Here is a 10609-nt window from a genome sequence, read left to right as displayed (position 1 = left end):
GGGCGGAACCCTAAGTAGCCGTTACCGCAGCAATGGATATGCACACAATCCAACTGTGTCGACTGCCAGGCCGCCTTCGCGAGCAAGCCCGCTCCCACAGTGGAATCGTTGGGGTGTCAGGTAGATAGGCGTCGGCTGCCAGGCCGCTATCGCAGGCAAGCCAGCTCCCACATTTGGATCGCGGTGCGTCAGCTAGATCAGCGTCGCCTGTCAGTCCGTCACGGGAGCAAGCTCCCTCGCCACAGGTCCAGCGTTGCCCATAGCGGTAAGGACTGCCACACAATAGAAATTACTGATTGAATCCACCTGCACGCCTCTAGTAAGCTCCCCCCATCATTTGGAGAGCCCCATGTTGCCACTCACCCACACTCAGGTTTGCCCTGCTGCCAGCGCCTTGCGCTCGGTGTCGGCTACCCGTGTGAACGGTTCGAGCGCACTGGCCGGCTTTTATTTTGGGTATTGGTTTAGCCACTGGCGCGCCTGATACCTGAAATCGGCGCCCACTACTCAAGGGGTCGCCTACCAGAGAAATCTAAACCCCCGGTCGGCTCCCCGACCGGGGGTTTTGTTTTTTCAGCGCCTAACAACCTGTTTGCTCACGATCACTTAAAGGAATCACGCCATGAACTTCACCACCTATTACCGCTACGACACTTGCACTGCATGGCGATTTAGCCAGCTCCGTTCGGGACAGCCTGCCGCCTCCGACCGGTCACCCCGTGGTGGCAAGCCAACACACGTAGCCGATACGGCCAATTGTCGAACACCCCAGTAGGCCAAGCGTGCGGGAATCGCCCGCCGCTTGCCCAGGAAGCCTTGAATATGAACTCCTCCGTCGCCGCTTTGCCCGTCTCTACCCTCAACAGTGCCAATGAAGCCCTGACCCAGCGTTTGCCCAGCTCCCTTGAGCTCAAGCATCAACTCCCGCTCAGCCCGTTCCTCAACGAACAAGTCCACGCCCATCGCCAAGCCGTGCGCGCCATCCTCAATGGTGAAGATTCACGCTTGCTGGTGATTGTCGGCCCGTGCTCGATCCACGACCCGGAATCGGCCATGGAATACGCGCGCAATCTGAAGAAGCTCGCGCTTGAAGTCAGCGACCAGATGCTGCTGGTGATCCGTGCCTACGTCGAGAAACCGCGCACCACGGTGGGTTGGAAAGGCCTGGCCTACGATCCGCACCTGGACGGCAGCGATGACATGGCCACCGGCCTGACCCTGTCCCGCGAGCTGATGCGTGAAATGCTGCGCCTGGGCCTGCCGGTCGCCACTGAGTTGCTGCAACCCATGGCCGCCGGCTACTTCGATGACGTGCTCACGTGGGTCGCCATTGGCGCACGCACCACCGAATCGCAGATTCACCGCGAAATGGCCAGCGGCCTGGGCATGCCCGTGGGCTTCAAGAACGGCACCGACGGCGGCGTCGCCATTGCCTGCGATGCGATGCGCTCAGCGTCTCACCCGCATCGCCATTTCGGCGTCGACAGCCAGGGCCACCCGGCGATCATCCAGACGCCCGGCAACCCCGACACCCACTTGGTGCTGCGCGGCGGCCACCGTGGGCCGAACTACGATGCGCAAAGCGTGGCCGATGTAAAGCATGACCTGGCCAAGTCCAAAGTGGCGGCGCGGATCATGGTCGACTGCAGCCATGCCAACAGCGGCAAGAACCCGCTGCGCCAACCGGCGGTATTCAATGACGTGCTGGAGCAGCGCTTGCAAGGTGATACCTCGCTGGTCGGCATGATGCTTGAAAGTCACCTGTTCGAAGGCTGCCAGCCGCTGAGCGCGTCGATGAAATACGGCGTTTCGGTGACCGATGGTTGCCTGGGTTGGGACGGGACCGAGCAGTTGTTGCGCAGTGCCGCTGAGCGGTTGCGGGAACACGGCAAAGCCGACTGATCGGTGGGAATCAAAAAACCTGGGAGAGGGCGGGACAGTTGACGAGCGCATGTACGAGTGTTCAGATGCCCGCCTGTTTCAGGTGCCCCCTGCCGCCGTGCTTGGGGTGAAACGGGAAACCGGTACGCTCATATTGAGCAAGTCCGGTGCTGCCCCCGCAACGGTAGATGCGTGATCCCTTCGACACACCACTGTGGCCCTCGCGCCATGGGAAGGTGAAGGTATCCATACGCATGAGCCCGGAGACCGGCCTGGAATTTCTGTTTGGCAAACTCCTGCGGTGGGCGGGCATGGGCCGGTATTGGCGTGTGCTCGATGCCTTCTCTTGCGTGCTTCTGCGAAGATACTTTCGAGAAGACTATGATCCGACATTCATTCACTCCCTTGGTCAGTTGCCTGTTCAGCCCGTTGCTGCTGGCTGACAACACTCCCTTGGTGCTCAACCCGCAAATCGTCTCGGCGCCCTCAGTAGAGTCCGGCACGGTTGCGGCCATGGCCCAGTACGGCAGCAACGTCAACGTGGTCAGCCGCGAACAGATCGAGCGGGCCGGCCCTTCAGCCGACGTGTCTCGGGTGATGCAAATGTTCATTCCCGGGCTATACGTGGCGCCGAAGAACGGCCCGTTCGACTATGGCACCTATTCCCTGCTCGGCGGGCGCAACGATGACACCCTGATCCTGCTCGATGGCGTGCGCTTGAACAACCGCCTGTACGGTGGCCTGTACCTCGACACCCTGCCGGCCAATGCCATTGAACGCATCGAAGTGCTCAAGGGCGGCCAGAGCCTGCTGTTCGGCACCCAGGCGGTATCGGGCGTGATCAACATCGTGACTCGCAGCCCGCAGACCTGGGCGGCTGCCGGCGAAGTGAATATGGGCCTCGACACCTTCGGCGGCACCACGGGTGACGCACGGGTCGAGAAGATTTTCAGCAACGGCTGGGGCGATCTGGGCGTGTTGGCCTACGTCAGCCGCAATGCGTCCGAGGGCTACCAGCCGTTTCGCAATCGCGATATGAAAAATGTCACGGACAAGAAACGCTCTTACGAAGTCACTACCTTCGGTACCAAGGCCGTTCAATCTTTTGGCGATGATTCGCGCCTGGAACTGTTCTACCAATACGCCGACGCCAACCTGGATTTCGCCCGTCCGGTAGCCTCCCACAAAACCACCAACGACCGTGTACAGCAAATCGCCACGGCCACGTTCGAGCAGAGCCTCAACGAACGCCTGAGTTACTTCGTCAAGGGTCACATCAACGATTGGGACACTCGCTACACCCGCGTCAACAACCTCGACGGCGGCGGTACCCAGGTGATCAACCATGACGACTACTGGGGCTTCACCGATTGGGGCGTGCAAGCCGAAGGCAAAGCTGAGTTGCCAGGCGGCCATGTAGTGATCGTCGGCAGCGACAACCAATGGTTCAAGGGCCAGGACGATGTGCTGGTGATCGACGACAACAAAGCCCAGGCCCACGCGCTGTATAGCCAACTGCGCCCGCAGATCGACGCCCTGCCCGACTGGCACCCCAGCATCGGCGTACGTCACGAAGCCATGAGCGGCGGTGACAGTGCCACCGTCGGCATGCTCACCTCCCTCTACAACCTCAACGATCACTGGGCCTTGCGCGGCCAATACGGCACCGCCTACAAGCTGCCCAATGCCGAACAGCTGTTCGTCAACGAAGCGGACGAACAGGGCAACCGCCATCTCAAGCCGGAGAAAAGCCGCAACTCCGAGCTGGGCCTTGATTACACAGGGCAGCTTGCGGAACGCGACTTCAGCGCCAGCGTCACCTTGTTCAGACGCAAGATCACCGATCTGATCACTCTGGACGATGTGCAGTGGGTCAATGGTCAGGGCCAGATCCAAATGCGCGGTTTCGAGGCCGACGCCAGGTTGACACTCAATGACCAATGGAGCGTGCAGGCCGACATGACCCGCAACCTGACCGAATCCCGCGCCGGCGTTACACTCAACGATATACCAAGCTTTTTCGCCCGCTCACGTATCGGTTTTGAATCGCAAAACCGCTTGTGGGGGGCAGGCGCGGCCCTGCGTTATATCCACGACGTCATCAGCGCCAAGCAGGTTGAGTACGGTCATTATTCTGTGGTGGACGCCGACGCCTATCGCTATCTGGACAGTGCCCATCGGCATCGTTTGAGCCTGCTGGTGGAAAACCTCTTCGACCGCGACTACGTCACCAGTCGCGCCAACAACGTCGACAACCTCGGCCGCCCCTTCACCGCAGAGGTGCGTTACAGGTATCGCTTCTGATGGCTGACATCACGCCAATCGACGGGGTCGACACCCACCCCGACTGGCAGCGAATTCCTGACCACAGCCACCATGTGTTCCTGTGCACCGGCCCGCGCTGCACCCAGCGTGGAGCCTTGCAACTGTGGAAAACCCTACGCCGCCGGTTGCTGGAGCTGCAACGCATCGAAGTGCCCGACGGCGTGCTGCTGACCCGCACCCATTGCCAGTTCCCCTGCAACCTCGGGCCGGTGCTCACGGTTTACCCGCAGCGCTGCTGGTACGGCGTGCACAGCAAGGCGGATGTGATACGCCTGGTGGATATGCACCTGGCAGGCGGTGACGTGGTTGACGATCTACTGCTCAAGGAGCGCGCATGAAAATGTGGTGCGTATGCTTGATTGCCCCGCTCTGCGCAACACCGGTGCTGGCAGACAATTACACCAATTGCGCCCAGGCCTGGGCACTGCCACACGCGCCACCCTCGCGCATCGTCGCCCTCAATCAACACGCGGCCGACCTCTTGCTGGCGCTGGATGCCAGGCCTTCAATGGTGGGCGTGGCCTATCTGGACGACAGCGACCACGCGCATCGACAGGGCCGGTATTTCGAAGTGCCGGTGATTGCCGCCCAATATCCCTCCAGCGAGGTGCTGTATGCACAGCGCCCCGACTTGGTGGTGGGCGGTTTCGCCAGCGCGTTCGGCAAGGGTGTGAGCTCACGCACTGGCCTGGCCGATAACGGCGTGGCGTCCTACCTGCTGGAGTCCGCGTGCGCCGGGCACAACCTGGATTACTTCGAGCACATCCGCCAGGACCTGCTCACCCTTGGCGCCCTGCTGCACAAATCGCAACGCGCCCAGGCCCTGAGCGACGCACTGGACGCCGACTTGCAACACGCCCAGGCATTGGCTGACAACGCCCAACCGGTATCGGTATTTTACTTGGACAGTGAGGTCAACGGCCTCGCCAGTGAAGGTCAACGAGGGTTTGTCACCGCCCTGCTGGCGGCATCGGGGGGCCGTAACGTGCTGGCTGATGCACCTCTTTCGCGGGTGACCGTGAACAGCGAAACTTTGCTGACAAAAGACCCTGACATCATTCTATTGGCCGACGCCCTCTGGTCCCCCGCCAGCCGCAAGCGCCAATTGTTGACCACCGACCCGGTGCTATCGACGCTGCGAGCGGTGCGTGAGAACCGGATGATCGATATTCCGTTTACCCATTTAGTACCCGGCGCCGACAGCGGCAAGGTGGCGCTCGAACTGGCGCGCAAATTTCGCGGCATACAGTAACCCCTTAAAGCGCCCTCTTGTAGGAGCGAGCTTGCTCGCGAAAAACGTCAACGTTAATGGGCGCATCCTGAATAAACGCGACGCCCGCGAGTTTTTCGCGAGCAAGCTCGCTCCTACAAGCAATGGCTGTGGACTAGGCCCGGGCCACTGGCATGCGAGACAACTCCCGCAACCACGGTAACACCCGCAGGCCGTGGGCAGTCTCGCAGGGGTCGACGATGTCCATGAAGTGTTCGAGGTTGACGTGGTCCGGCACGCCCGGCAGGCGCACCCGCACGGCCGGCGTTACACCGCACGGGGCGCCCAGGTCCAGATGTTCGTAGACCAGCACATGACGCACCTGAGGCTGAGGTTCATAGCCTTGGGCCATGAGCCCGGCATGGATTATCAGCACATCGAAGGGTTCGGCAGGAATGGCGGTAAGAATCCGCACCTCTTCGAACGTTTGCACCGGCACGATCCGGTAATAGCCCAACCGGTTGAGCATTTTCTCGATGTACAGGCGTTGCAGATGCTGTTCATCGGCAATCAGGATGGTCAGTGCTTTGTTCGGCATGGCAAACCCCTGGCAGGCAGTGCTCGGCAGTGAGCGCTGCCCATTTTCCAGACATATGCCGACGACAAAATCAGGCATGTTCCCGGTTCGCGTAAGAGTTTTCCCAAATTTCCCGAATGGCGATCAACCGCAGTCAAGGCTGATTGCAATAAGCGCTCAAGCCATGACGCAAAACATCGATCGCTTCAGCCACGCCCTCAACCGCTGGTCCCAATGCCTGACGGTCGCGCTGTTCACACACTGCCTCCAATGCTTCACACCCACTGATCAATAGGTTTGCCTTGACCATCCGCGCGCCGCCCTTGGCACGGTGAGCCAGGTCGTGCAGCTTGGCAAAATCTGCCTGGCTGGACAGGCGCGGCAGTAAGGCACGGTCTGCCTCCAGGCTTTCGAGTAACGGCGCCAGCAATTCGACAAGCGCAGCGTGATCATCGCCGGTCAGCGCGACCAATGTGCTCAAGTCGAATGTCGCCACGGGCTGCGGGCCCGCGTCGGCCACACGCGAGGCCAGCGCCGACCGCAAGTCGTCAAGCCCGGTTGGCTTGAACAGGCAGCCATCCATGCCCGCCTGCCGGCAGCGCTCGGCTTCCTCCGGTTGTGCGTTGGCGGTGAACCCCAGCAACAGGCAGGGTTCCAGACCCTGTTCACGCTCTTGCGCGCGAATCTCCTGTGCCAGCTGATAGCCGTTCTTGAACGGCATGTTGCAATCGGTAATGACGCCGTCGAACTGCCCCGCTCGCCACTGTTCAAGCCCTTGAACACCGTCTTCGGCCGTGACGATATCGTGGCCCAGAAAGCTCAACTGTCGAGCCAGCAGCAAGCGGTTGGCCGGGTAGTCGTCCACCACCAGAATCTTCAGCGCACGGCCCTCAGGCACCGCCTCTTGTGCAGGCTCAACCGGGGCCGGCAGCGTGGCGGTCATGGCCAGGGTCAGCGTCACGTCCACCCGAGTCCCGTGCCCCAACACGCTACTCAAGTGCAATTGGCCGCCCATCATTTCACACAAGCTGCGACTGATCACCAACCCCAGCCCAGACCCGCTACGTGCCGACTGCTGGTTATTGCTGCCCTGGATAAACACACTGAACAACCGCTGCTGATCGGCGATGCTGATTCCGATGCCGGTGTCTTGCACCCATAACTGGACGGCCAAGCGATCATCCTCGACCTTAGCCCGCGCAACCAGGCTGACCTGCCCATGAGAAGTGAACTTGATCGCATTGCTCAAAAGGTTCGATACCACCTGCTTGAATCGCAGCGGGTCGACCAGCACCGCCCGGTCAATCAACGGGTCCAGCTCAACCTGTAGCGCCAGCCCCTTGGCGCGGGCCAGCCCCTCGAACACGCGCGCGACCGACGCCAACAGCTCATGCAGGTTGGCGGGTTCCAGGGTCAACGACAAGTGCCCCGACTCGATGCGCGCGATATCGAGAATATCGCCGATCAACTCCAGCATGCCCCGTGAAGCCACCGAGGCCACCTCCAGAGCATCGCGGTCGACCCGCCCCTGCTCGGCATTTTTCAACGCCAGCTCGATCATGCCGATCACGGCGTTCATGGGCGTGCGGATCTCGTGGCTCATGGTCGCCAGGAAGGTAGTCTTGGCGCGATTGGCGGCGTCGGCATCGTCCTTGGCTTCCTGTAGCTGGCCGAGCAACCGGTGCCGCTCGCTCACGTCGACCCAACCGGCAATCATGCCCACCACCTTGTCGTCGCCGTCGCGGTACGGCAGCATCCACTGGTAGATGGTCAGCACATCGCCATTGGGCACCTTGAGTATTCGATCATGAATCTGCGGCTCGCCCCCCGCCATCAAGCGCAGGTAATCCTCATGAAACGACTGGGCCTGTGGCGGGTTTTCGACGTCGGTTTCCACCACCGTCCTGCCGATCACGTCTTCAAGCTTGTAGCCAAACACGTCGAGGTAGGCGTTATTGCACGCCATCAACCGCCCTTGGCGGTCACGCACGTAAATCGGGTGCGGCGTGCCGTCGATCAATACGCTCATGAACCGCATCTGATCGCTCAGCGCCCGCTCGGCCTGCAGGCGCTTACGAATCAGGCTGCGCAGGTAAATGGCCCAGCCCAGCGTGACGGCCAACAATAACGCCGCCAACCCGAAGCCCTGAAGAATCACGTTGCGATAACGCAACCAGTAACTGTCCTCGATGATGACCTCGCTGCGCCACTGGCCAATCAATTCGTCCATTTCCTGCGGGGTGATACTCAGCAGCGCCTTGTCGAGGATCGAATACAACTCCAATTGACTGCGGTTGACCCCAAAGGTCACGCGTGCAGGCTCAGTGCCGACCGTACTGGTGACACGCAAGCGGTCGCGGTAATACCGGCTGATCAAATAACGCGCGCTGATCAACGAGTTGACCGCGCCGTCGGCGTCACCGTTGGCCACCAGCGCCATGGCTTGCTGAGGGTTCTCCACATCGACAAACATCACGCCTGGAAAATTCTGCGCTATCTCATCGTGCAGGCCATTGCCGACCACCATGGCCAAGCGTTTGCCTACCATCTCTTCCAACGTGAGCGGGCTGTGTGGACTGTCACGGGTTACCAGCACAAAGGGATTGGTCAAATAGGGCCGGGTAAAGCGTACTTTTTCGGCCCGCTCCACACTGGGGGTGATAACCGCCAGCATGTCAGCCGTCCCCGCACTGACGATGTTGACCTGGCGCGGCAACGAACTGCCTGGCACCACATCGAACTTCAAGCCGGTGCGCAAGCTGATGCGCGATAACACCTCGGCACTCAAGCCTTCGAATTGACCCCGACCACCAATAAAAGATAACGGTAGGAAGTCATTGAGCACCGCAACCCTGACCCGTGGATTTTTCTGCACCCAGCGTTGTTCACTGGCGCTCAAGTGCAGCCGGTCAACGCCGATTATGCCCAGGTTACCTCCGCTCCAGCGGCGCAGGATTTCCATCTGCTCGCTGGCGGGAATCGCCTCCAGCGCGGCATTGAGGATGGGCAGTAAGCGCGCATTTTCGCGGGTGACGGCAAACGCAAACGGATTGACTTCCAGGCCGGAAAAATCCGCCATGCGTACATTATTGAGGTGGTTGCGATTGATCAGGTAATTGCTGCTGATGGCATCCCCCAGGTAGACGTCGGCACGACCAAACGCCACGGCGCCAATGGCTTCGAACGTCGAGGCAAACAATTCCAGTTGAGCCTGGGGGTAAAACGCCCGTACGGCGTCGGGCTGCATGTAGTGATAGAGCATTGCCACGCGCTTGCCGGCCAGGTCGTCATTCAATACCTGGCTGTCACCGCTGCGGGTCACCAGGGTCGGTTGGTCGTTGGCATAAGAGCGAGACAGCAGCAGTTGCGGGTCGGCCGCTTCATAGCCATTGGCGGAGCCGAGGAAATCCACCGCCCCCTGCTTCAGCGCCTCGACCACCTCATCGCGGGTGTCATAACGCCGAACCTCGATGGAGATATGCAGGGCCTGGCCGACCAATGCGGCAAAATCGGCCGTGATACCTTCGAGTTCGTCGTTGTTATTGGTCAAGTCAAAAGGTGCGTAATCGGGCGCCGAAACGCCCATCAGCAATGTGCGCCGCTCACGCAGCCAACGCCAACCGGCCTCGTCCAGCGCCACTTGCGGGGTCTCAATATGAGAGTGCCCCAACAGCCGCAAAGCGTGAGGCTCTTCAAGGGCCACCGCGATCAGAGGTAACAAGCTCATCCAAAGGATCGTGACGAACCTGATAAACGCGGCGGTGATCATTTCAGTTCAGATCAGATGGTTGCGCTGAGCAAACGTGGATAAGTGCACTACCGAGGACATTCGCAACTTCTCCTTGAGTCGAGTCTTATAGGTACTGATGGTCTTGTGGCTCAGCAGCATTTGCTCGGCGATTTCCTTGTTGCCCAACCCTAGGGCGAGCATCTGCAGTACGGTAAGTTCGCGGTCAGACAAACATTCGATCATCTGCCGTTCTGTTTCTTGCAAATCGTCGCGCCGCACCGAACTGGTCGGCAAACTGGGGAAGCAGCTGTAGCCCGACATGATCGCCTTGATAGCCTTTTGCAGCTCATCCAGTTCGCCGGTCTTGGCGACGAACCCCATGGCGCCGGCGCGCATGCAGCGGGTGGAAAAAAACACCGCCAGGTAGGACGTCAGCACCAGAATCTTGCACGGCAAGCCCAACGCCTTGATCCGGCTGATGACCTCCAACCCGCCCAATTTGGGCATCGCCAGGTCGAGGATAATCAGCTCGGGACGTTGCTCCCGCGCCAACTGCATCGCATCTGCGCCATCCCCAGCCTGAAAAATCTCAACAAAACCCTCCAACTGCAGGAGGTGTTTGACCGTCGCCCGGATAAACGGATGGTCATCCACAATTAATGCTTTGTTCATACAACTTCCCTATGTGGACAAAATACCCTTACACATCACACCGGGCCTGGGTACCTGTGAGAAATGACAGTTCCGACGAACGGCGCTGCCTTATCGGTACGGTAACCAGGCCGTGTCTGGCCCCTTCAATTAACTCAGCATAACCACGGACGCCGGACCTCAACGACCCAACAGCCGCAAGTGCCCAACCTTAGCAACGCAATGATGTTTTAAC

The 10609-nt window shown here is 60.1% G+C and carries 7 protein-coding genes and 1 riboswitch; of the genes, 4 read left to right on the top strand and 3 right to left on the bottom strand.

Annotated features, from left to right (window positions below):
- The first annotated feature begins 822 nt into the window (after positions 1-822).
- From A7K61_RS22235 to A7K61_RS22220, 4 genes are all read left to right on the top strand, one after another.
- Positions 823-1902, top strand: a complete 1080-nt coding sequence (locus A7K61_RS22235; RefSeq protein ID WP_069558390.1) for a 3-deoxy-7-phosphoheptulonate synthase — start codon at positions 823-825, stop codon at positions 1900-1902.
- Between the two features lie 63 nt (positions 1903-1965).
- Positions 1966-2172, top strand: a riboswitch (cobalamin riboswitch).
- Between the two features lie 90 nt (positions 2173-2262).
- A complete protein-coding gene (locus A7K61_RS22230; protein WP_069558389.1) occupies positions 2263-4185 on the top strand; it encodes a TonB-dependent siderophore receptor in 1923 nt (640 codons plus the stop codon).
- Positions 4185-4544 (top strand): ferredoxin, encoded by a 360-nt coding sequence (locus A7K61_RS22225; RefSeq protein WP_069558388.1) that lies wholly within the window; start codon positions 4185-4187, stop codon positions 4542-4544. The genes A7K61_RS22230 and A7K61_RS22225 overlap by 1 nt, the downstream gene beginning before the upstream one ends.
- Complete coding sequence (locus A7K61_RS22220; protein WP_069558387.1) at positions 4541-5458, top strand: ABC transporter substrate-binding protein; 918 nt, start codon at positions 4541-4543, stop codon at positions 5456-5458. The genes A7K61_RS22225 and A7K61_RS22220 overlap by 4 nt, the downstream gene beginning before the upstream one ends.
- Positions 5459-5591: 133 nt before the next feature.
- On the opposite strand, the gene A7K61_RS22215 is transcribed toward A7K61_RS22220, so the two are convergent.
- From A7K61_RS22215 to A7K61_RS22205, 3 genes are all read right to left on the bottom strand, one after another.
- Positions 5592-6014: a chemotaxis protein CheY gene (locus A7K61_RS22215; RefSeq protein ID WP_069558386.1), complete on the bottom strand. Its 423-nt coding sequence runs from the start codon at positions 6012-6014 to the stop codon at positions 5592-5594.
- Between the two features lie 133 nt (positions 6015-6147).
- Positions 6148-9762: a transporter substrate-binding domain-containing protein gene (locus A7K61_RS22210; protein ID WP_050516205.1), complete on the bottom strand. Its 3615-nt coding sequence runs from the start codon at positions 9760-9762 to the stop codon at positions 6148-6150.
- A 6-nt stretch (positions 9763-9768) separates the two neighbouring features.
- Entirely contained in the window at positions 9769-10395 is a 627-nt protein-coding gene (locus A7K61_RS22205; RefSeq protein ID WP_032892431.1) for a response regulator transcription factor, read from the bottom strand.
- Positions 10396-10609: the final 214 nt, after the last annotated feature.

Origin of the sequence: Pseudomonas sp. AP42, from assembly GCF_001728935.1 — a bacterium.
Lineage (GTDB): Bacteria > Pseudomonadota > Gammaproteobacteria > Pseudomonadales > Pseudomonadaceae > Aquipseudomonas > Aquipseudomonas lactis.
The sequence above is the reverse complement of the archived record's forward strand: the minus strand, read 5'-3'. Positions and strand labels throughout refer to the sequence as shown.

Bases quoted from the DNA above. Each gene is read 5' to 3' on its own strand.
- A7K61_RS22235 (WP_069558390.1), top strand. From the start codon at position 823: ATGAACTCCTCCGTCGCCGCTTTGCCCGTCTCTACCCTCAACAGTGCC.
- A7K61_RS22230 (WP_069558389.1), top strand. From the start codon at position 2,263: ATGATCCGACATTCATTCACTCCCTTGGTCAGTTGCCTGTTCAGCCCG.
- A7K61_RS22225 (WP_069558388.1), top strand. From the start codon at position 4,185: ATGGCTGACATCACGCCAATCGACGGGGTCGACACCCACCCCGACTGG.
- A7K61_RS22220 (WP_069558387.1), top strand. From the start codon at position 4,541: ATGAAAATGTGGTGCGTATGCTTGATTGCCCCGCTCTGCGCAACACCG.
- A7K61_RS22215 (WP_069558386.1), bottom strand. From the start codon at position 6,014: ATGCCGAACAAAGCACTGACCATCCTGATTGCCGATGAACAGCATCTG.
- A7K61_RS22210 (WP_050516205.1), bottom strand. From the start codon at position 9,762: ATGATCACCGCCGCGTTTATCAGGTTCGTCACGATCCTTTGGATGAGC.
- A7K61_RS22205 (WP_032892431.1), bottom strand. From the start codon at position 10,395: ATGAACAAAGCATTAATTGTGGATGACCATCCGTTTATCCGGGCGACG.